This is a genomic window from Arthrobacter sp. NPDC092385, from assembly GCF_044755105.1.
In the GTDB taxonomy this organism is placed as follows: Bacteria; Actinomycetota; Actinomycetes; order Actinomycetales; family Micrococcaceae; genus Arthrobacter_D.
In genome coordinates this window covers 1-21356 of the sequence record NZ_JBIVQL010000005.1, presented here as the reverse complement: position 1 = coordinate 21356, position 21356 = coordinate 1, and the positions used below count along the sequence as shown (strand labels likewise).

Annotated in this window: 21 protein-coding genes, 1 pseudogene and 1 riboswitch; of the genes and pseudogenes, 11 read left to right on the top strand and 11 right to left on the bottom strand. The window is 69.0% G+C overall.

Annotated features, from left to right (window positions below):
- Positions 1-119 precede the first annotated feature (119 nt).
- From ACIQCY_RS07800 to ACIQCY_RS07790, 3 genes are all read left to right on the top strand, one after another.
- Positions 120-356 (top strand): hypothetical protein, encoded by a 237-nt coding sequence (locus ACIQCY_RS07800; protein ID WP_400483333.1) that lies wholly within the window; start codon positions 120-122, stop codon positions 354-356.
- Positions 357-502: 146 nt separating this feature from the next.
- Positions 503-1237, top strand: coding sequence for a hypothetical protein (locus ACIQCY_RS07795; RefSeq protein WP_400483332.1), 735 nt, complete (start codon positions 503-505; stop codon positions 1235-1237).
- Positions 1234-1956, top strand: a complete 723-nt coding sequence (locus ACIQCY_RS07790; protein WP_400483331.1) for a hypothetical protein — start codon at positions 1234-1236, stop codon at positions 1954-1956. The genes ACIQCY_RS07795 and ACIQCY_RS07790 overlap by 4 nt, the downstream gene beginning before the upstream one ends.
- A gap of 276 nt (positions 1957-2232) precedes the next feature.
- On the opposite strand, the gene ACIQCY_RS07785 is transcribed toward ACIQCY_RS07790, so the two are convergent.
- The 5 genes from ACIQCY_RS07785 to ACIQCY_RS07765 all read right to left on the bottom strand — a co-directional run bounded on the left by ACIQCY_RS07785 (position 2233) and on the right by ACIQCY_RS07765 (position 6882).
- Complete coding sequence (locus ACIQCY_RS07785; RefSeq protein ID WP_400483330.1) at positions 2233-2511, bottom strand: HPr family phosphocarrier protein; 279 nt, start codon at positions 2509-2511, stop codon at positions 2233-2235.
- Between the two features lie 51 nt (positions 2512-2562).
- Positions 2563-4665, bottom strand: a complete 2103-nt coding sequence (locus ACIQCY_RS07780) for a fructose-specific PTS transporter subunit EIIC (protein WP_400483329.1) — start codon at positions 4663-4665, stop codon at positions 2563-2565.
- On the bottom strand, positions 4665-5687 hold the full coding sequence (locus tag ACIQCY_RS07775) for a 1-phosphofructokinase family hexose kinase (protein WP_400483328.1): 1023 nt from the start codon (positions 5685-5687) through the stop codon (positions 4665-4667). Before ACIQCY_RS07775 ends, ACIQCY_RS07780 begins: the two co-directional genes overlap by 1 nt.
- Positions 5684-6451 carry a DeoR/GlpR family DNA-binding transcription regulator gene (locus ACIQCY_RS07770; protein ID WP_400483327.1) on the bottom strand — a complete coding sequence of 256 codons (768 nt, stop codon included), beginning with the start codon at positions 6449-6451 and terminating at the stop codon, positions 5684-5686. The genes ACIQCY_RS07775 and ACIQCY_RS07770 overlap by 4 nt, the downstream gene beginning before the upstream one ends.
- Positions 6452-6624: 173 nt before the next feature.
- Complete coding sequence (locus ACIQCY_RS07765) at positions 6625-6882, bottom strand: DUF6458 family protein (protein ID WP_400483326.1); 258 nt, start codon at positions 6880-6882, stop codon at positions 6625-6627.
- 344 nt (positions 6883-7226) lie between these two features.
- Here ACIQCY_RS07765 and ACIQCY_RS07760 point away from each other — a divergent pair, with 344 nt between their 5' ends.
- On the top strand, positions 7227-7496 hold the full coding sequence (locus tag ACIQCY_RS07760; protein WP_400483325.1) for a GlsB/YeaQ/YmgE family stress response membrane protein: 270 nt from the start codon (positions 7227-7229) through the stop codon (positions 7494-7496).
- A gap of 161 nt (positions 7497-7657) precedes the next feature.
- Entirely contained in the window at positions 7658-8479 is an 822-nt protein-coding gene (locus tag ACIQCY_RS07755; RefSeq protein WP_400483324.1) for a hypothetical protein, read from the top strand.
- Here the strand turns inward: ACIQCY_RS07755 and ACIQCY_RS07750 are convergent.
- Positions 8476-9723, bottom strand: a complete 1248-nt coding sequence (locus ACIQCY_RS07750) for a DUF445 domain-containing protein (protein WP_400483562.1) — start codon at positions 9721-9723, stop codon at positions 8476-8478. The genes ACIQCY_RS07755 and ACIQCY_RS07750 overlap by 4 nt on opposite strands.
- Positions 9724-9851: 128 nt before the next feature.
- Between ACIQCY_RS07750 and ACIQCY_RS07745 the strand changes: the two genes are divergently transcribed.
- Together ACIQCY_RS07745 and ACIQCY_RS07740 are read left to right on the top strand one after the other, a co-directional pair.
- The gene (locus ACIQCY_RS07745; protein ID WP_400483323.1) at positions 9852-10718 is read left to right on the top strand and encodes a glycerophosphodiester phosphodiesterase; all 867 of its coding nucleotides are present in this window, start codon (positions 9852-9854) and stop codon (positions 10716-10718) included.
- A gap of 17 nt (positions 10719-10735) precedes the next feature.
- Positions 10736-12568 (top strand): glycoside hydrolase family 15 protein, encoded by a 1833-nt coding sequence (locus ACIQCY_RS07740; protein ID WP_400483322.1) that lies wholly within the window; start codon positions 10736-10738, stop codon positions 12566-12568.
- A gap of 48 nt (positions 12569-12616) precedes the next feature.
- On the opposite strand, the gene ACIQCY_RS07735 is transcribed toward ACIQCY_RS07740, so the two are convergent.
- On the bottom strand, positions 12617-13807 hold the full coding sequence (locus ACIQCY_RS07735; RefSeq protein ID WP_400483321.1) for a zinc-dependent alcohol dehydrogenase: 1191 nt from the start codon (positions 13805-13807) through the stop codon (positions 12617-12619).
- Between the two features lie 99 nt (positions 13808-13906).
- On the opposite strand from ACIQCY_RS07735, the gene ACIQCY_RS07730 reads away from it, so the two are divergent.
- A complete protein-coding gene (locus tag ACIQCY_RS07730) occupies positions 13907-14686 on the top strand; it encodes an AzlC family ABC transporter permease (RefSeq protein ID WP_400483320.1) in 780 nt (259 codons plus the stop codon).
- Entirely contained in the window at positions 14683-14994 is a 312-nt protein-coding gene (locus ACIQCY_RS07725) for an AzlD domain-containing protein (protein WP_400483319.1), read from the top strand. Before ACIQCY_RS07730 ends, ACIQCY_RS07725 begins: the two co-directional genes overlap by 4 nt.
- Positions 14995-15141: 147 nt before the next feature.
- Here ACIQCY_RS07725 and ACIQCY_RS07720 read toward each other — a convergent pair whose 3' ends face one another.
- The 4 genes from ACIQCY_RS07720 to ACIQCY_RS07705 form a co-directional block, all read right to left on the bottom strand.
- Positions 15142-15480 (bottom strand): YnfA family protein, encoded by a 339-nt coding sequence (locus tag ACIQCY_RS07720; RefSeq protein ID WP_400483318.1) that lies wholly within the window; start codon positions 15478-15480, stop codon positions 15142-15144.
- Between the two features lie 22 nt (positions 15481-15502).
- Complete coding sequence (locus ACIQCY_RS07715) at positions 15503-16618, bottom strand: acetate/propionate family kinase (protein ID WP_400483317.1); 1116 nt, start codon at positions 16616-16618, stop codon at positions 15503-15505.
- A 30-nt stretch (positions 16619-16648) separates the two neighbouring features.
- Positions 16649-18730, bottom strand: coding sequence for a phosphate acetyltransferase (gene pta / locus ACIQCY_RS07710; protein WP_400483316.1), 2082 nt, complete (start codon positions 18728-18730; stop codon positions 16649-16651).
- 151 nt (positions 18731-18881) lie between these two features.
- On the bottom strand, positions 18882-20180 hold the full coding sequence (locus ACIQCY_RS07705) for an MFS transporter (protein WP_400483315.1): 1299 nt from the start codon (positions 20178-20180) through the stop codon (positions 18882-18884).
- A riboswitch (TPP riboswitch) is annotated at positions 20175-20282 on the bottom strand. Its footprint overlaps the gene before it by 6 nt.
- A 66-nt stretch (positions 20283-20348) precedes the next feature.
- On the opposite strand from ACIQCY_RS07705, the gene ACIQCY_RS07700 reads away from it, so the two are divergent.
- Together ACIQCY_RS07700 and ACIQCY_RS07695 are read left to right on the top strand one after the other, a co-directional pair.
- A complete protein-coding gene (locus tag ACIQCY_RS07700) occupies positions 20349-20696 on the top strand; it encodes an ArsR/SmtB family transcription factor (RefSeq protein ID WP_400483314.1) in 348 nt (115 codons plus the stop codon).
- Positions 20697-20708: 12 nt separating this feature from the next.
- Positions 20709-21200 (top strand): annotated as a pseudogene (locus ACIQCY_RS07695) (SRPBCC domain-containing protein); the annotation flags it as partial.
- Between the last annotated feature and the right edge of the window lie 156 nt (positions 21201-21356).

Sequence of the window (21356 nt, the reverse complement as noted above, 5' to 3'; positions counted from 1 at the left end):
ACACCACTCCAAGGGCGCCCACTGATTCTGTCCGGTCCTCCGGCACCCGCAGCTCGACCCGCGCACGGTGCCGCTCTGTCCGAGCCGTCCCGTGGGCGCACGCACCAGGAAGGAACACCATGACCAGCACGCCCCAGAACAAGCAGTCCCAGGCGGATCAGCAGGAGACCCCGAGCACCGAGGGGACGGTGAAGGGTCCCGCTCCCCGGAAGCTGCAGGACGATCCGCGCGCACAGCTCGCCCTCGCGAGGAAGAACCAGGCGGCCAAGCCGACGACGGCGACAGGTGCCGGCCACGCGAAGGCAGCCCATGAGAGCAGCAAGCAGGGGAAGAAGGAGAAGAAGGTGCGCTGGTAGGCACCGGCTGGGCCTCTGCTGCGGCCCGACCAGCCGCTTAAATGGAGCTGGCTCCGAGTTCTGCGTATGGGGGAATCGCAGAAATCGGAGCCAGCGATCTAAGTATACTTCGACACCAGACCGAAAAGTCCAATCGAAAGGTGATGATGGCCGTCACAGCCAAAGCCTTCCAGTTGTGGCGCTCCCAGATCGCTCCGCAGGAGACGGTGTCCGATGCCTGCCGCTCAGCCGGCATCAAGCGTTCGACCCTCGCCCAGCAGCTCGTGCGGGGCAAGGTGTCGGTCTCCACCGTCGTCGCCATAGCCCGCGGGTACGGCGTCCCACCGGTGGATGCGCTTGCCGTCTTCGACGGTTACGAGGACCTTCCCGCCGGAACGAGGCGGCCGACGGACGCTGAACTCGTCAGCCAGGTCTCCCACATCGACATCCTTCGCCTCCTCGTGGCGCGCAGTGAGGACAGGGAGATCATCGGAGCCGACCTGCAGCAGGACCTCGCCCCCTTCCCCCACCGGAACTCCGTCCGAGCCTGGATCGAGGCCATCGATCCGGGTGACCTCCGCCAGCAACTCGCCACGAGCACGGGAGTTGCCCGGCAGAACCTCTCGGCCCAGCTCACGGCAGGGCGGCTCGCTCCCGAGATCGCCGTGCAGGCAGCCCGTATCGCGGGGGTCTCCCTGACCAGCGGGCTCGTGGTGACCGGGCTGCTCACCCCGGAGGAGGGCGGGTGGCCCGAGGACGGGCGCGCCCGCGCGCTCTGCGCCCTGAGCGACCTCGATCTCGTCTTCCTGGCCCGTGACCGGCTCGACGTCCTCGGCAAGCAGATCCGGCGGGCGGAGCTCGACGACGGCAAGGACCGCCTGATGTGGGAGAACCTCGGATGACGGTCGCGGCCATCCAGTGGATCGCGCTCGTCCTGTGTGCGCTCGGAGCTGCGGTGCGAGTACCCGGTGCGCGGAGGGGGCAGGGGCGGACGGTCTTCCTGGCCCTCGTGCTGCTCACCGTTGCGGTCGGACTCTCGCTGGCACCGATCTACGAGGCCGCGGACGCCCTCCTGGGCGGAGCGAACATCGCGAACCTGCTTCTTCGGTTGACGCTCTACGCCGTCTTCGTGCTGCTCGGGATCCGGATGGCCGCAGCCTTCCGATCGCCCCTGGCACGCCGCCTGATCGTGGGGCCCTTCGGTCTGGCGATCCTCGGCCTGACCGTCGCCGCGACCCTCTACTTCTTCATCGCCAGTGAACTGGGGGGCAGTTCGACGGGCCTGGCCGATTTCGAGGACCAGGACACGGTGCAGCAGTACGCAGCCGTAGGCCGTATCTACCCCGGGTACGTAGCGGCGTGCCTGGTGATTCCGGCGGTGGCCGCGATGGTGGACCGGCACGCGCGTGTCATCCACCGGGTGGCGTGCGCGTTCCTGGCGCTCGGATTCTCGCTCGTGGTGGTGTTCGTGCTGCTGAGGCTGACACCCCTGGAGCTGATGGTCTGGGACATCCTCCTGCCGTTCTCGGCGATCGTGCTGACGGTCCTGGGACTGTGCCTCATCTGGCTGAGCCACACCCTCGGCAGGAGGCGGAACAGCAAGTCCAACAAACTCGCCTAGCCGGACTGGTCCATCGAGTCCGGGCTACTGTGTCCGCTGTGCAGAAAAGTAACGCAATCGTGTCCTTTCCATATTCACGGTTTCATGTTGGTGTGCAAAAATAATGATTATGTAACTGCCGCTGTCCGTGGGGGGTCAGCGGATCGTTACCCGGCAGGTAGGTGTGTCCATTAGAACGGGTGGACCCACCTACCTGTTCTCAAGCGCAGGGGACGCCGAAAAGGGCACCACCCGCCACGTATGGACGGCGGATGGTGCCCTTTGTGGTGGTGCAGCCTACTCGGCGTCGTGGTCCGTCTCGATGATCCGGGCCAGGCCCTCCAGTGCGTCCGCCGCACCCTCGCCTTCTGCTCGCAGCACGATGACGTCGCCGTGCGATGCTCCGAGGCTCATGAGCGAGAGGATGCTCGAGGCGTCCATCGCCTCCTCCGCCGGCTCGCCGTCCATGGCGATGGTGACCTCGAGGGGCAGCTCACCTGCAGCCTCCGCGAAGATGGAGGCAGGGCGGGCGTGGAGTCCCACGCGACTCGCCACGGTTGCCTTGCGTTCTGCCATGATGTGCTCCTTTTATAGGTGGATTCCCAGTACAGCCAACCGGACTGGGGGTCAGGCTGCAACCGGCTCTGCGCCGGCGGCGTCCTTCTTGCTGGTGGCGTAGCGCTTGAGCGCTATGACGGCAAGGGCCGAGATGACCGTTCCCACGAGGATCGCGGTCACGAACATCAGGATGTTGCCGATGGCGAAGAAGACGAAGATGCCGCCGTGGGGTGCCTGCGACGTCACTCCGCTGCCCATGACGATGGCACCCGTGACGGCGGATCCCAGCAGGGAGGCGGGGATGACGCGCAGGGGGTCGGCTGCGGCGAAGGGGATCGCCCCTTCCGAGATGAACGCCGCTCCCAGCAGCCAGGCTGCCTTGCCGTTCTCCCGCTCCGCCACGGTGAAGCGGCGGCGGTCGAGGGTCGTGGCGAGCGCCATGGCCAGCGGAGGAACCATGCCGGCGGCCATGACCGCGGCCATGATCTGCCACGGCGCCTGGTTGTCGATGGCGCCGGCGCTCAGGCCGGCGACGGCGAAGGAGTAGGCGACCTTGTTGACGGGGCCGCCGAGGTCCACGGCCATCATGAGGCCGAGGATGAGGCCGAGGCCGACGGCGGCGGTGCCGGTGAGGCCCGAAAGCCAGTTGTTGAGCCCGGTGGTGATCGCCGCGATGGGCCCGCCGAGCACGAGGAACATGAGGCCCGAGGCCACGATGGATGCCACGAGCGGGATGATCACGACCGGCATGAGGCTGCGGAGCCACCGGGGTACCGAGAGGCGCCCGATCATCATGGCGACGTAGCCTGCGAGCAGCCCGCCGACGATGCCGCCGAGGAATCCGGCTCCCATGAAGCCCGCGACGGCGCCGGCGACGAAGCCGGGAGCGATGCCGGGGCGGTCGGCCAGGGCGTATGCGATGTAGCCGGCGAGGGCGGGGACCAGGAATCCGAGGGACAGCTGGCCGATCTTGAAGGCCACTGCACCGAGGTACTCACCCAGGCCACCGTCCGGCAGGTTGGCAAGGCTGTTCTCGAGCACCACCGCATCGGCCGTCTCGGTGATGAGGTACCCGCCGAGCAGGAAGCCGAGCGCGATCAGCAGGCCGCCGCCGGCGACGAAGGGGATCATGTAGCTGACACCGGTGAGCAGGGCGCGCTTGAGGGTGCTGCCGATGCCGTCCCGGCCGCCGTCGTCGTCGGCCTGCTCGCCGCCGGCCGTCCCGGCGACCCTGCGGGCGTTCGGGTTCTGCGCGGCGGCGACCGCTTCCTCGACCATCTCGCCCGGCTCGTCGATGCCGCGCTTGACGGGTGCGCTGATCACGGGCAGGCCGGCGAAGCGCTGCTTGTCGCGGACGTCGACGTCCACGGCGAAGATGACGGCGTCGGCTGCCGCGATGACAGCCGGATCCAGGGGAGTGGCGCCCGACGAGCCCTGCGTCTCCACCTGGAGGTCGATCCCGCGCTCCCTGGCGGCGGCGACGAGGGAGTCGGCGGCCATGTAGGTGTGGGCGATCCCGGTGGGGCAGGCCGTGACGGCGACGATGCGCCGTACCCTGGTGTCCGTCGCCCGGCCGGAGTCCACGGCGGGTCCGGTGGTGTCGGTCCCCGCAGGGGAGGTGCCGAGCGTGGCGGCGGCCTCACTCGCACGCGTGTTGGTCGCGGACTGCCCGGAGGCACCGGCGGCGTGGGCTCCTGCTCCGGCCTCCGCGGGAGCGGCACCGATGCCGAGGGCGCCGTTGACGAGCGCGACGACGTCGGCGGGTGTCTGCGCGGCGCGCAGCGAGGCGGTGAAGTCCTTCTTGATCAGGGACCGGGCCAGCTTGGACAGCAGCTTGAGGTGCTCCTGGTCGGCGCCGTCGGGCGCCGCGATGAAGAAGACGAGGTCAGCGGGGCCGTCCTTGGCCCCGAAGTCCACCGCCGGTGAGAGGCGCGCCATGGCGAGTGTCGCCTGGGAGACCGCCGTCGAGCGGCAGTGCGGGATGGCGATACCGCCCGGAACGCCGGTCGAGGTCTTCTCCTCCCGGGCGAGGGCGTCGGCGTACAGGCCGTCGACTTCCGTCGATCGGCCCTGCGCGGCGACCTGCTCCGCGAGGTAGCGGATCACCGAGGACCGTTCGGTCCCCAGGTCCTTGTCCAGAGCGACGAGCTCCGGAGTGATGAGATCGGACATCAGAAATCCTCCTGTGCAGGGGGCCCGTCAGCGGACCCGGTAGCGCTTGGTTCGATCACGGGAAGGGTGACCATGAGGGGTGTGACCACGACGGCGGCCGGCGTCGTCTGGTCGAGCGATGGAACGGTGGAACCAGGAAGGGCGGCAGCCGCCGATCCGTGGGCGACGGCCTGGCGCAGGCAGTTCTCCGGGAGTTCTCCTGCTGCATGCGCCAGGAGGTAGCCGGCCAATGCGGAATCGCCCGCGCCGACCGTGGAACGCGCCGTGACGGGCGGATGCACGGCATGCCATGCTCCCGTGTTCGTCACGAGCAGGGCGCCCTTGGAGCCAAGGGTCGCCAGCACCGCTCCGACCCCCGCGGTGATGAGCACCGCGCAGGCCTTGGCGGCCAATTCATGATCCTGCTCGAGGTCGTCACCCGTGCCGATGCCCGTGAGTTCGCTGAGCTCCTCGGCGTTGGGCTTGAGCAGGTCCGGCGCCGGGATGCCGGCAGCGGCTTCGATCAGCGGTTCGCCCGAGGAATCGATCGCGACGCGGGGCGCCGACAGGCCGTACGTCTCGCGGACGGCTGCCGTGACCCTCGTGTAGAAGGTCGGCGGCACGCCCGGGGGGAGGGATCCGGCCAGGACCAGCCAGTCCGCTCCATCGCTCTCGGCCACGACGACGGCGAGGAGGTCCTCGAGGAGTTCGGCGGAGAGTTCGGGGCCGGGCTCGTTGATCTTCGTCGTCGTGCCGTCGGGCTCGGTGATGGCTGTGTTGGTGCGGAGGGCCGCGCCGATCGGGAGGTTGCGGAACGGGACGGCGATGCCGCGCAGGTCCGCGAGGACGGCGTCGTCGTCATCACCGGGCAGGATGGCGAGCGTACGGGTGCCCGACATGGCCAGGGCCCGGCTGACATTGACACCCTTGCCGCCTGCCTCCTGCACCACGTGCACGGCACGCTGGACCGCGCCGCGGGCCAGGGGTGCGCTGAGCTCCACGGTGCGGTCGATACTGGGATTCGCCGTGAGGGTCAGGATCACGCGACGATCACCTCCACGTCGGCATCGGCGAGTGCGTCCGCGAGGGCGCCCCGGGGCGCGTGGTCGGTGATGAGTGCATCGATTTCCTCCAGGTGGGCGAAGCTGATGAGGGTCTCCTCGTCGAACTTGGACGAGTCCGCGAGGAGTACCACGCGGCGTGCGGAGCGGACGATCGCCGTCTTCACGGCAGCCTCGTCGACATCCGGGGTACTGAGGCCGAAGCCGGCGCCGATGCCGTTGGTGCCCACGAAGGCGACGTCGGCGCGCAGGCGCGTGAAGTGTGCCACCGTGCTGCTCCCCACGGCGGCGCTCGTCAGCGCCCGGACCCGGCCGCCCACGAGCTCGACGCTCAGGCCGGCGCCGGAGACGAGCGCTGCGATGGGAACGGAGTGGGTGACGACCGCCAGTCCCGGGCGTGCCTCGTCGACCAGCAGTTCGGCGAGTGCGCCGGTGGTGCTGCCGGCGTCCAGCACGACGGCGCCCGTCATGGGCGACAGGGAGAGTGCGGCCTGGGCGATGCGCTTCTTCTCGGGCGAGTGCTGGGAGGAGCGGCTGGTGAGGCTCGCTTCCTTCGTCGTGGCTCCGCTGCCGGCGATGGCGCCACCGTGGACACGGCGCAGGACGCCGTCGTTCTCGAGGAGGGCGAGGTCCCTGCGGACCGTCTCCCGGGTGATGCCGAAGCGGGAGGAGAGGCCGGCCACAGTGACGCGGCCGTCGGCGGAGACCAGGCTGCTGATCTGGCGGTAGCGCTCTTCCGCGAACATGAGGACCTCGTTGTCTTCGGCCGGAGTCGGGACCCCGGAATGTGGCTTTGTCTTTGTTTGAGTGACTCTATCTTCGAACGGCGCGGAGCGTCAAGGGTATTGCGGAGACTACAAAAACAAACACAGACGAAAAAAGGGCCGGAGCGTCAGCTCCGGCCCTTCGGTTGCGGTGGCTAGAGGCCCGTGTCCCGCGTCTCGTTCCGCGTGATGGTCTCCCCCGTGTTCGGGTCGACCACGGAGCGGGACTCCGACACGCGGTTCTGCCGGCGCGGTGCCGCCAGGACGAGGGCTGCGATCAGGCCGATCACGCCCACCACCATCAGGATGTACCCCACGAGGTTGATGTCGACGATGCTGATGACGTCGGCCTGGATGGCGAAAGCAAGTATTGCACCGAGTGCAATAAGGAAAATCGCAGAACCGATTCGCATTAGAAAGACTCCTTCGGGTTGGCTTGACTGACAGTTTCGAGAGAATTCCCCAGCGGTTTCACGTCCACTGCCGCGCTCTCCCAGGGCGGCCCGCCTGCCGCCATCCTACGACCACATCGCCGCGATTCCGCGGATGCTGGTCACAAAACCCCTGCGCCCCGGTCTCGGCAACAGGAGAGGAAAGGTGCCCCCAGGCACCTTGATAAGCAGGATTAGCGTAGTGCTAGGATTGCACCCTAAGCATGCTGATGAAGTACAGTTGCAGTTAGTTGCACTTCGATGCACCGGAATATTCGACAGCAGCTCGTCCTCGGACGGGTGGCTCATCACTCAAGGAGCACCACATGAGTTTCATCGGTTTTCTTATCCTCGGCCTCATCGCCGGCGCCCTCGCCAAGCTGATCCTGCCCGGTAAGCAGGGCGGCGGAATCATCATCACCATGCTGCTCGGCGTCGTCGGCGCCTTCCTGGGCGGCTTCATCGGAGGCAGCATCCTGGGTGTCGACCTCGGCAGCACCTTCTCGCTGATGTCCATCCTCTTCGCCGTCATCGGCGCGCTGATCGTGCTGGTCATCTACGGTGCCATCACCAAGCGTCGCGGCTCGCGCGTCTAGCCACAGGCACCACGTAGCTGCACCATGGGGGAGCGGCTGCGAGAAGGGCGTCACCGGAGAACGGTGGCGCCCTTCACCGTTAAACGCATCGTCCCGGAATGTCCGGCCTGCGCAACCAGCAGAACGCCCGCCCGCCCGGGACCGCCCCACCCTAGACTCGGGTGCAGCGACCACCGACCCATCTGTGGAGGACCATCATGTTCGGCCGTAACAAGGAGAATCCAGCCGTCAAGGCTGCCAACGGGACGCTGTTCGACAAGGACGGCAACCCCAAGCCCGGAATCCTGCGCGGGATCGAACGGGCGCTGGATGTCCAGCGGCCGCTGATCCTCGCCAACCTGAACCGGCTCCGCCGCCGCAACCCGGACGCCTCCCCGGCGGAACTGGCGCGGCTGCTCGAGCGGGACTACCTGCGGGCGACGACGGCGGCCGGAGCCGCTGTCGGTGCTACCGCCGCCGTCCCCGCCGTCGGCACCATCGCCTCCCTGGGGCTCTCCGCCGCCGCGACGGTCGGTTTCCTCGAGGCCACGGCGCTGTACGCCGAGTCCGTCGCCGAACTGCACGGGATCAACACGCAGGATCCCGTGAGGTCCCGGACGATGGTGATGGCGATCCTGATGGGCGAGGAGGGCACGGCGCTGATCCGGTCCATCCTCGGCGCTTCCGCCGGGCAGGGAGCCCCGCAGTACTGGGGCCAGCTGGTCAACAAGTCCGCGCCGACCTCGCTCGTGAAGACCGTCACCGGTTCCATCCAGCGCCGCTTCCTCAAGAAGTTCCTCGCCAAGCAGGGAGGTTTCATGCTGGGACGGGCCCTGCCGTTCGGTGCCGGCGCCATCATCGGCGGCACCGGCAACCACCTCATGGGCAAGGCGGTCATCCGGACCACGCGTGAAGCCTTCGGCCCGCTCCCGCAGACCATTCCGGGAGAACTGGCCGAGGTCCTGCAGCTTCCCGAGCAGGGAAGCGGCCGGAAGCGGGCCTAACCGAAGATCGCGTGCGCCACGGCGAAGATCACCAGGCCGGCCAGTGAGCCGACCACGGTGCCGTTGATACGGATGAACTGCAGGTCCTTGCCGACCTGCAGTTCGATCTTCCGCGACGTCTCCTCGGCATCCCACCGGCCGACCGTCTCGGAGATGACGCCGGCGATCTCGCTGCGGTAGGTGCGCACCGCGTAGGACGCGCCGTCGGCGATCCACCGGTTCACCTTGCCGGCCAGGTCGTCGTCGCTCGTCAGGCGTGAACCGAAGTCGCGCACGGCGGCCTTGAAGTTGGACGTCAGTTCGCTGTCCGGGTCATTGACCGCCTCGAGGAGGGCGTTCTTGATCGTGGCCCAGGTGCGGGCAGTGAGGTCGCGGACGCGCGGGTCGTCCAGCAACTGGCCCTTGATCTCCTCCGCCTTGGCGATGGTCTCGGGCTTGTGCTGGAGATCCTGGGCGAGGTCCCGCAGGTACTTGTCGATGGCGAGCCGGACGTCGTGCTGCGGATCGTCCTGCACCGCCCGGATGAACTTGGACAGCTCGGCATGCACGCGGTCGCCGACGACGCCGTCGACGAGGCGCGGAACCCAGGTGGGGGAACGCTGCGCCACGACCCGCGTGACCACGGCGTAGTTCGCGTCCACCCAGTCGCCGGCCCGGTCCACGAGCAGGTCCACCAGCCGGTGGTGGTGTCCCTCGGCGAAGATGCGCTCGGCGATGCTGCCGATGGGAGGCCCCCAGGGCGGATCGAGCAGGTGCTTGCGGACCATGGACTCGATGACGCCCTGCACGGCGTCGTCGTTCAGTACCGTGAACATGCCGCGGATCAGGGCGGCGCCCTCGGCGGCCACGCGGTCGGCGCTCTCCGGCTTCTCCAGCCAGGCGCCCGCCTTCTGGGCTATCCGCGCGGAGTCCAGCTTGGCGCGCACCACGTCCTCCGAGAGGAAGTTCTCCTCCACGAACTGGCCGAGTGACTCGCCGATCTGGTCCTTCTTGCGCGGGATGATCGCGGTATGCGGGATCTTCAGCCCCATGGGGTGCTTGAAGAGCGCGGTGACGGCGAACCAGTCCGCGAGTGCGCCGACCATCCCGCCCTCGGCCGCCGCCCGGACGTATTCGAGCCAGGGGTAGGTGTCCTGCAGGGCGAAGGCCACCACGAAGATGACGGCCATGACCGCCAGGAGGCCCGTGGCCAGCAGTTTCATGCGGCGGAGGGCGGCCGCACGCTCCGCATCGGTGCCGGTCATCTGAGCATTCACCCTCCCGAGTCTATCGAGCGCGCCTTCCCGTCCGTCGTCGGGTGCCGGCCGATGGTGCACCGGATACCGGTCACGTACCGTGTTAGGGACACCACCGACGACCGAAGGGATGGTCCGTGCCTCCTGTGATCTTCGCCCACCGTGGCAGCAGCGGCACCTTTGCCGAGCACACGCGGGCGGCCTACCTGCAGGCGCTGGCCGACGGCACCGACGGCGTGGAGTGCGACGTCCACCTGACCCGTGACGGACAGCTCGTGTGCATGCACGACACCACCCTGGACCGCACCACGAACGTCTCCGGGAAAGTGGCGGACCGGACGCTGGCGGAGCTGCGCGCGCTGGACGTGTTCTCCTGGAAGGGCGCGTCGATCCCGGCGGAATACGGCGAGCCGGCGGACCAGCTCCTGTCCCTCTCCGACCTCCTGGTGATCCTCCGCCGGGCAGGGCGGCCTCTCAGGCTCGCCATCGAGCTCAAGCACCCGAGCCCCTTCGGTCTGCGCCTGGAGGAGGCGCTCATCGCGTTCCTCATGGACGAGGGGTGGGATCCGGAATCGTCGATGCTCGGGACCATCGAGGTGAGCTTCATGAGCTTCAACCCGGACTCGATGCGGCATCTCGCCGAGTCCGCACCACACCACATGCTGTGCCAGCTGGTGTCCGACGTGAGCCCGAAGGAGGTCCGGGCTGCCCTGAGCTTCGGGGCGATCACCGAAGGGGCGCTGATCACCATCATGAAGAGGGCACTGAAGGAGGGGGAGCGGCTCGTCGACCACCAGGAGGTCGGCATGGCCGGGCCGGGCATGAGGTACATCCGCAGCCACCCGGAGCGCGTGCGACGGTGGATCCGGGACGGCGTGCGCGTACGGGCCTGGACGGTCAACTCCGTGAAGGACGCCCTGTTCCTCGCGGAGCTCGGGGTGCAGGAGATGACGTCGGACTATCCGGCGCGGATCCGGATGGCCTTCGAGGGCAACAGCAAGTAACCGTCCACCGGAGGCCGGTGTGGTTGAGTGGGGAAATGCAATCGCCGATCGAGGACTACGCGCTCGTTTCCGACCTCCATACCGGTGCGCTCATCTCCCGGGACGGCAGCGTCGACTGGCTCTGCTTCCCCCGGTTCGACTCGGATTCCGTCTTCGCCGCCATGCTCGGCACGCCGGAGCACGGCCGCTGGCTCGTCGCACCGCTGTCACCGGAGTCCGAGGTGGTGGAACGCAGCTACATCTCCTCGACCTTCGTCCTCCAGACGCATTGGCGGACTCCGGAGGGAGAGGTGCTGGTCACCGACTTCATGCCGCTCACGGACCGCCGGGCCAACGTGGTGCGGCGCATCCAGGGCCTGCGCGGCAGCGTCACCCTGCGGCAGGAGCTGGAGATCCGGTTCGGCTACGGCGATATCGTGCCGTGGGTCAGCCAGGGGACGGAGGACGGCGTCCCGGTGCTCCTGGCCATCGCGGGCCCCGACGCCCTGCTGCTGCGTGGACCCCGGCTGAAGGCGGCGGACCACCGCCATGAGGGCACGTTCGAGGTGGCCGCAGGCGACGTCGTCGACCTGGAACTCGTCTGGTACCCGTCGCACCGCGACAAACCACCGGCACTGGATATCGACGAGGCGCTCGACAGCGTGATCAGCTACTGGCGGGCCTGGGGTGCCAGCTGCCTGGACGACGGCGAGTACGCCGACGCCGTCCAGCGCTCGCTCCTCGTGCTGCGCGCACTCACGCACGAGGACACCGGGGGGATCGTCGCCGCTCCGACGACGTCCTTGCCCGAGCAGTTCGGTGGGGCCCGCAACTGGGACTACCGCTTCTGCTGGCTGCGTGACGCCGCACTGACCCTCGAGGCGATGATGACTCACGGGTTCGCCGAGGAGGCGCTGGAGTGGCGCAACTGGCTGTTGAGGGCCGTCGCCGGTGATCCCGAGGACCTGCAGATCATGTACGGGCTGGCCGGTGAGCGGCAGCTGCCCGAGCGGGAACTGGGCCACCTGCCGGGGTACGCGGACTCCGTGCCCGTCCGTGTGGGAAACGGTGCGGTGGACCAGTACCAGGCCGACGTCGTGGGCGAGGTCATGGTGGCGCTGGAGAAACTCCGGGGCCACGGCGTGACCGAGGACAACTTCTCCTGGCCCCTGCAGCGGGCGCTGCTGGGGTTCGCGGAGAAGCACCTGGACGACCGCGACCACGGGATCTGGGAGATGCGCGGCGACCTGCAGTACTTCACGCACTCCCGCGTCATGATGTGGGCGGCGTTCGACTGCGCGGTCCGGGCGGTCCGGGACCACGGGCTCAGCGGGCCGCAGCAGCATTGGACGGACATCCGGGACGGACTGCGCGAGGAGATCCTGCAGCGTGGCTTCAACCGCGAGCTGAACAGCTTCACCCAGGTCTACGGCGGTTCCGAGCTGGATGCCTCGCTGCTGCAGCTGCCGCAGGTGGGATTCCTGGACTACGACGACCCGAGGATGCTCGGCACGGTCGAGCGGATCGAGAAGGACCTGCTGGACGCGCAGGGACTGCTGCTCCGCTACCGCACCGACAGCTCGGACGACGGACTCGAGCCCGGCGAGCACCCGTTCCTGGCGTGCTCCTTCTGGCTCGTCGAACAGTACGCGCACGGGGGCCGGCTGGACGAGGCGAAGCGCCTCATGGACCAGCTGGTGGGCTACTCCAACGAACTCGGCCTGCTGTCCGAGGAGTACGACGCCGTCAACAACCGCATGGCGGGCAACTTCCCCCAGGCCTTCTCGCACCTGGCCCTGGTGCGTGCGGCGGACGCCCTGCAGATGGCCCGCGGCGAGGCCGATCCCCACGAGTCGATGGCCCGGGAGTGATCCCGGGCCATCGCGTGGGGTTCGCCGTCGTTCCCTCGGCCGGGGTGGCTAGACCGTGACGCCCTGCGGCTTCAGGACCACCTTGATGGCGCCGTCCGTCTTCTTCTGGAAGTTCCGGTAGGCGGCAGGGGCCTCGTCGATCGAGACCTCGTGGGTCATGAGGTCGGTGACGCCCAGCGGGTCGGAGGGCTCCTCGACGATCGGCAGGAGCTCGTCCGTCCAGCGCCGCACGTTGCACTGGCCCATGCGGAACTGGAGCTGCTTGTCGAACATGTTGAGCAGCGGCATGGGGGTGGCGGCGCCGCCGTAGACGCCGCTGAGGGAGATGGTGCCGCCCCGGCGGACCGCGTCGATCGCCGAGTGGAGGACGGTCACGCGGTCGCTGCCACCGGTCTCCATGACCTTCTGGGCGAGCTTGTCGGGCAGGATGCCGACGGCGTGCTGGGCGAAGGCGCCGACGGGCGAGCCGTGGGCTTCCATGCCGACGGCGTCGACGACGGCGTCCGGGCCGCGGCCGTTCGTCATGCTGCGCAGCTCCTCGGCGGTGTTCTTCGTGAAGTCGATGGTCTCGATACCGTGGCGCTTGGCCATGTCGCGGCGCTCCGCAACGGGTTCGACGGCGATGACACGGTGGCCGAGGTATTTGCCGATACGGGCCGCGAACTGGCCGACCGGCCCGAGGCCGTAGACCGCGAGGACGCCGTCCTTCGGCACATCGGCGTACTGCACGCCCTGCCACGCGGTGGGCAGGATGTCCGAGAGGTAGAGGTAGCGCTCGTCGGGCAGCTCCGAGCCGACCTTGACCGGGCCGTAGTCGGCGAAGGGCACGCGAAGGTACTCCGCCTGCCCGCCGGGCACCGAGCCGTAGAGCTCCGAGAAGCCGAACAGGGCCGCGCCGGATCCTGCCGCGTGGACCTGGGTCGTCTCGCACTGCGACTGCAGGCCGCGCTTGCACATGAAGCAGTACCCGCAGGAGATGTTGAACGGTACGACGACGCGGTCGCCGACCTTGAGCTTGGTGACACCCGCGCCGACCTCCTCGACGATCCCCATGGGCTCGTGGCCGAGGATGTCACCCTTGTGCATGTACGGGCCGAGGACCTCGTAGAGGTGGAGGTCCGAGCCGCAGATGGCGGTCGAGGTGATGCGGATGATCGCGTCCGTGGGTTCCTGGATCGTGGGATCGGGGACGTTCTCGACGCTGACGTTGCGCTTGCCCTGCCATGTCACTGCCTTCATGTGGTGCTCCTCCGGGTAGTAAGTAGGCTTTCCTTTTCCTACTATTCCCTCCTTTGACACGAATGGGAAGCCGGGCAGCACCTCGCCTAGCCTTGACGGGTGGTTCTTCTCCAATCTCCGGCGGTCCGAGTCGCCCTGTCCGTGGCCATCGCCACCGGGTTGTACGGCCTTTCCTTCGGCGCCCTGTCCGTCGCGGCCGGCCTCGACCTCCTGCAGACCATGGCGCTGAGCCTGCTGCTGTTCAGCGGTGGCTCCCAGTTCGCCTTCATCGGCGTCATCGCCGGTGGCGGCAGCGGGATCGCCGCGATGTCGGCAGCCGCCCTGCTCGGGATCCGCAACGGCGTGTACGGGATGCAGGTCAACGTGCTGCTGCGGCCGTCGCGCCGGCTGAAGCTGCCGGCGGCCCATCTCACCATCGACGAGTCGGTGGCCACGGCAACGGGCCAGACCGATCCGGACGAGCAGCGCCGCGGATTCTGGGCCGCGGGGATCGGCGTGTTCGTGCTGTGGAACCTCTTCACCCTCGTCGGCGCGCTCGCGGGGAATGCGATGGGTGACCCCGCCCGGTGGGGACTCGACGGTGCAGCGGTCGCGGCGTTCCTCGGGCTGCTCTGGCCCCGGATCCGTACTCGCGAGCCCGCGGCGATCGCCGTCGTGTGCGCCGTCGTCACGCTCATCGCCGTGCCGCTCGTGCCTCCCGGCGTGCCGATCCTGATCGCCGCGGTGGTGGCCGCGGGCCTGGGGCTCGCGGGGCTCGGCCCGGTGACGGAGGGGCTGGAGCCCGACGTCGAGCCCTACCCCGCCGCGTCAGGAACCGACCCGGCCGCCTCGGGAGCGCGCCCGGCGAAAGGTTCCGGGCCGCTGGAGGGGGGCGCATGAGTCTCTGGGGATGGATCCTGCTCGCGTGCGCAATCTCGATCGCCACGAAGTTCCTCGGGTTCCTCGTGCCGGCGAAGCTGCTCGACAATCCGAGGATGCTGCGGGTCGCGGGGTCCGTGACCATCGGTTTGCTCGCGGCGCTGACGGCTGTCAACACGTTCGCGTCCGGGCAGGTGCTCGTGGTCGACGCACGGGTGGCCGCCCTGGCTGCTGCCGCCGTCGCGCTCTGGTTGCGGGCGCCCTTCCTCGTGGTGGTCGTGGTCGGAGCGCTCGCGGCCGGGCTGGCACGGTTGCTGGGCGCCGCGTAGGGCCGGACAGTCCACCTGGCCGTTCCTGCCCGCTGGACGACGGGATCCGGTGGGAATGTTCGAACATTCCCACTGAGCGGGACGGTTCAGTGGAAGGGAGCGAGGCGGCGGCGCAGCCTAGGACCGGACGTTTTGCCCCAGCCCGGGCTAGGCCGCAGAACGCGGCATGAACATGATCACGGCGACGCCGACCAGGCAGACCGCGGAACCGATGAGGTCCCACCGGTCGGGACGGAATCCGTCGACGAGCACGCCCCACGCGAGCGATCCCGCCACGAAGACGCCCCCGTAGGCGGCCAGGATCCGCCCGAAGTTCGGGTCGGGCTGCAGCGTCGCGACGAAACCGTAGGCGCCGAGGGCCATGATCCCGAGCCCCGCCCACCACCACGGCCGCCCCTCACGGACGGCCTGCCAGATCAGCCAGGCGCCGCCGATCTCCGCCCCGGCCGCGAGGACGAACAGGAGGGCCATGCGCAGGATCGTCATGGCACCAGTCTGCCGCCCGGGTTCAGGAAGCGCCGACGACGGCGGCGGTCGCCTCCGCGATCGCGGCTTCCTCGTTCGTGGGCACCACGAGGACGGGGAAGGCGGACGACGCCGTGCTGATGACACGGGCCTCCTTGCTGCGCTCGCCGTTCCTGGCCTCATCGAGTTCGAGGCCGAGGGCTCCGAGCTTCGAGACGACGGCGCTGCGGAAGGCTGATGCGTTCTCGCCGATGCCGGCCGTGAAGACGAGTGCCTCCGCGCCGCCCACCGCGACGTGGTAACCGCCGATGTACTTCGCGAGCCGGTAGGAGGCCACCTCGATGGCGAGCTTCGCGCGGTCCTCGCCGGCCTCCGCGGCCTCGGTCACCGAGCGCATGTCGTTGGTGCCCGTCAGCCCCTTCAGCCCGCTGTTGCGGTTGAGGAGCGTGTCGAGGTCCTGCTCCGAGTACCCCTCGCGCAGGAGGAACAGCAGGATGGACGGGTCGATATCACCGGAGCGTGTTCCCATCACGAGTCCTTCGAGGGGAGTGAAGCCCATCGAGGTGTCGATGCTCTCGCCGTCGCGCACCGCCGTGGCGGAGGCGCCGTTGCCGAGGTGCGCGATCACGCCGGTGAACGTGTCCGCGCCGAGCAGCTCCGCGGCACCGCGCGCCACGTAGGCGTGCGAGGTCCCGTGGAAGCCGTAGCGGCGGATGCCGAACCTCCGGTACAGCTCGTCCGGCACCGCGTACCGCCAGGCGTGCTCGGGCAGGGTGCGGTGGAACGCCGTGTCGAAGACCGCCACCTGCGGCATCTTCGGCCACTTCTCGGTGATGGCCCTGATCCCGGTGACGGCGGCGGGGTTGTGCAGCGGTGCCAGCGGGTTGAGCCGCTCGATGGCACGCGTGATCTCGTTGTCGATCAGCACCGGTTCGCTGAAGCGCTCACCACCGTGCACCACGCGGTGCCCGACGGCGTCGATCCGGCGCCCGTCGAGGGCCGCGGCGACCTCGCCGTCCACGCGGTCGAGGGCCGCCGCGTGGTCCGGCACCTCGGCCTCACCGATGCGCTCCACCAGGCCCTCCGCGAGGACGTCGTCGCCCTCGCGCACCTGGTACTTGAGCGAGGATGAGCCGGAGTTGATGACGAGGATGATCATGGGGTCCTGTCCTGGGAGGGGCGGGGGTGGCTAGGAGGCGGCGTGCTGCTGGGCCTGGACCGCGGTGATGGCGACCGTGTTGACGATGTCCTCCACGGTGCAACCGCGCGAGAGGTCGTTGACCGGCTTCCGGAGGCCCTGGAGCACGGGCCCGACGGCGACGGCACCGGCTGATTGCTGCACGGCCTTGTAGGTGTTGTTGCCGGTGTTGAGGTCGGGGAAGATGAAGACCGTCGCCTGGCCCGCCACCGAGGATCCCGGGAGCTTGGAGGCGGCGACGGAGGCGTCCACCGCGGCGTCGTACTGGATGGGCCCCTCCACCGCGAGATCGGGCCGATGCTGCCGCACGAGTTCGGTGGCGCGCCGCACCTCGTCCACGGCTCCGCCGCTGCCGGATTCGCCCGTGGAGTAGGAGAGCATCGCCACGCGGGGCTCGACGCCGAACTGCGCGGCCGTCTCGGCCGAGGCCACTGCGATGTCCGCCAGCTGCTCCTCGTTGGGGTCCGGGTTCACGGCGCAGTCGCCGTACACGAGCACGCGGTCCTGCAGGAGCATGAGGAACACCGAGGAGACGATCTTCACGCCGTCCTTGGTCTTCACGAATTCGAGCGCCGGCCGGATGGTGTTCGCCGTGGTGTGGGCGGCACCGGATACCATGCCGTCGACCTTCCCGAGCTGGACCATCATCGTGCCGAAGTATGCCCCTTCGAGCATGCGCTCGCGGGCCTGGTCGAGGGAGACATTCTTGTGGGCGCGTACCCGTGCGTACTCCGCGGCGAATTCTTCACGCAACGCGCTTGTCGCCGGGTCGATCAGCGTGATGCCGGTGAGGTCGATGCCCTGGCCCGTCGCCAGTTCACGGACGCGTGCCTCCGGTCCGAGGATCGTCAGGTCGCAGACATCACGGCGGTGCAGGATCTCGGCGGCCTTGAGCACCCGGATGTCCTCGCCCTCGGGGAGCACGATATGCCGCCGCTCGGACCGCGCGCGCTGGATGAGCTCGTGCAGGAACCGCAGGGGAGTCATGCTGACGGGGCGGGGGAGCTCGAGCCGCTCCAGCAGTTCGTGCTCGTCCACCTGGCGCGACCAGGCGCCGAGCGCGGCGGCGGCCTTGCGCCGCAGTCCGCTGGCGATCTCGCCGCGCACCTCGCTGACCCGGCGGGCAACCGTATAGGTGTCGTCGTCGAGCGCGAACACCGGGAACGGTGCCTGCGCGAGGAGGGCGAGGATGTTGGGGTCCGGTGCGAGCCCGCCGGTGAGGATCATGCCCGAGGGAACCGGGAACTCGGGGGAGAACGACGACGCCAGCGTTGCCACGAGGACGTCCGCGCGGTCACCGGGCACGATCACGAGGGCGCCGTCGGTGAGCAGGTGCAGGAAGTTGCCGACGTTCATGGCGGCGACGCGCACGCTCGTGACGTCGCGCTCGAGATTGGAATTGCCGGCGATCTGACGGGCACCGAGTTCGGCGGAGACCTCGGAGACGGTGGGCTGGGAGATCTCCGAGAGTTCCGGGATCACGTAGACGGGACGGCCCGAACGGCCGGGCCGCACGTGCTCGCTGATGGCGGTGACGGCGTCGTCCGCAGCCCGGTTCACCATCATGGCGAGGAGGGACACCTTGGCTGCGTCGAGTTCGCGGCGGGCGACGTCGACGGCGTCGGCCGCTTCCTCGACGGACATGTCCTTCGCGCTGACGACGGCGAGCACCATGGCGCCGAGGTTGTTCGCGAGGCGGGCGTTGAGGTCGAACTCGACGGCGGCGTCGTTCCCGGAGAGGTCGGTGCCCTCGACGATGACGACGTCGCACTCCGCGGCGATCTCGCTGTAGATGGCGACGCAGCGGGCGTCGATCTCGGCGCGGTCGCCGGTGACGAGCAGGGCACGTGCCTCGGCGCGCGTGAGGCCGCCGCGGGCACGGCCCTCCGGGAGGTCGAACGCACGTTGCATGAGCCGCACCATGGGGTCGGCAGCGGGATCGCTGCCCTCGACGATGGGCCGGAAGAAGCCCACGCGGTCGGCGTGCCGGTGCAGCATGTCGGCCAGGCCCAGGGAGATCAGGGACTTGCCGGAGCCGTTGGTCATGGCGCTCACATATATTCCGCGGGTCATGGAGCCAGTCTTGCAGGGTCCCCAGGTGCCCGCCATAACGGGTGTCACGTCCTCGGGCAGTTCCCTCACGGTGCCGGGACGGCAGGAAAGTCCGGCCAGTGGCACCTTCCGGGGTGATTCCTGCCGTCCCGACGCATCACGGCCGCCGCCGTCAGCGCAGGGGTGCGCGCGTGTCCGTGTCCGGCCCCCAGTAGCCACCCGCCGCCACGAGCAGCCCGGCGACGACGAGCAGGGCCGCGATGGGGCCGTACTTGCCGAAGGCCTGCTGGAGCGGGGGCAGGTAGTAGGGGTAGAGCGCCGGGACCACGATCGACAGGCTGTACCCCAGGCCGTAGCCGCTGGACCTCACGCCGCCGGCGAACCTCTCGGACAGGTAGGCGCCCACCGGCCCGTACACCGAGACGGTGACCGCCTGCAGGGCGGCGCAGAGCACGACGACGGACACCGGGCTCTCCACCGCGAAGATCGCCAGGAAGCACACAGGTGCGGCCACGGCGGCCATCGCCCCGAAGCCGATGAAGAAGCGACGCCGTCCTACGAGGGTGGAGACCTGCCCGCAGAGCGCCATGGCGACCGCGGAGACGGTCGTGGCGCACAGCAGGGCGAGTGTGACGCCCCGGCCGTCGAAGGTTCCGGCCTTCGTCAGTTCGGAGGTGAGGGTCGGGATGGCCATGTAGGTCAGCAGCCACAACCCGGTCATCAGGGTGAAGGTCTGGAGGAAGACGTGCCGGTCGCGTCCTACCAGCACGTCCTTCAGCGGCGAGCGGGGCGCCGGGACCTGTGCTGCGGCGGGGGCGTCCGCGACCTGGCGCCGGTAGTACCGGAGCATGACGAGCGCGAGGATGCCGCCGACGACGAACGGCACGCGCCAGCCCCAGGCGGTGTAGGACGCAGGATCGAGGACGGTCAGCAGGACGAGGACGAGGGCGGCGATGCTCGCGTTGGCCACGGGTGACATCGCCATGATGAGCCCGCTCGCCAGGCCTCGCCGCCGGGGCGCCGACCACTCCATCGCCAGCGGGACGGCGGAGGTGTATTCGCCGCCCAGGAACACGCCGCCGAGGAACCTCAGGGCCAGGATCAGTGCCACGGTCCCGCCGCCGAGCACCTCGTGGCCCGGGACGGCCGCGATCAGCAGGGTCGTCGCGGCGATGCCTGCGAGGGCGACCTTCGTGGTGGCCGTGCGGCCCACGCGGTCGGCGACGGGTCCGAAGATCGCGGCTCCGAGGGGGCGCCCGATCAGGGTAGCCGTGAAGACCAGCCCTGCGGTGGCCGCGACGTTCTCCGCACCGAGGAGGGTACCCGCGGCCGGTGCGAGGGCGATCACCGGCAGGAAGATGTCGAACTGGTCCACGTAGTTCCCGAAGATCCCGCCGCGGACGGCATGGCGGGCCCTCGGGTCGGCGGCGATCCGCGGCTCGGCGGGGGATGGCAGGGGGGTACGGGGCATCGTATTCTCGCTTCCTTCGCCGGCATGATCCGGAGCAGGTTCGGCGGTCGAAGCTGCAGCAGCTTCCTCTCAGCCCTTGCCGGGGCTCCCGCGGGAATTGGTGGTTCCATCCTGCCATGCCGACGCCGCTCTTGACCCCGCGTCGTCCGGCGCGTAACGTACAACCACATGGTTGTACAACAGTTGAGCGAGGACGAGGTGGACCGCCTGTTCCAGGCGCTCGCCGACGCGACACGGAGGGACATCGTGGCGCGCGTCCTGGTCGCCGAGTATTCGGTATCCGGCCTGGCCGAGCAGTACGACATGAGTTTCGCCGCCGTGCAGAAACACGTGGCCGTCCTCGAGCGGGCCGCTCTGGTCACGAAGGAGAAGCGCGGACGGGAGCAGATCGTGCGCGGACAGGTCGACGGCGTGCACAAGGCCCGCCGCCTGCTCGACGAGTACGAGAGGATCTGGCGGCAGCGGGTCGACCGGATCACGGACATCCTCGCCGAGGATGCCGGGGACAAGGACTAGGAAGGCAGCATCATGACGGTCATCAGTACCGAGAAGGACGTCGAGGAACTCCACTTCAGGCTCGTCGCGGAGTTCGACGCCGGAGTGGAACGCGTGTGGCAGATCTGGGCGGATCCGCAGCAGCTCCAGCGGTGGTGGGGCCCGCCGACGTGGCCCGCGACGTTCGACGCCTACGAGTTCGAGGAGGGCGGGCACGCGGCCTACTTCATGACCGGGCCCGACGGCGAGAAGGCGCGGGGCTGGTGGCGCATCACCGCCGTCGAGCCTCCGCACCGGCTGACGTTCGTGGACGGATTCGCGGACGAGAACGGCGACCCGGTGCCCGATATGGGCGAGACGACGGCGACCGTGATCCTCGAGGACCTCGGCGGCCGTACCCGCATGACCATGACCACGGCCTTCGAGTCCGTCGAGCAGCTCAACCAGATGGTGGAGATGGGCATGGAGGAGGGCATCCGGGAGGCCCTCGGTCAGGTCGACGCGCTGCTCGCGGAGGACGCCTCCGTCTCAGCCTGCACTCGCCCGCGCCGTCGGGGCGACAGGAAGGACCGCCGAAAAAGGCCTTTGAACTGGTCCCCGGATGTTGGACTGGCTAAGTAAGTAGGTTAGGCCGCGAGGGTCTGAGCACGGTATCGCACCGGGCTCAGGCCCTTGAGCTTT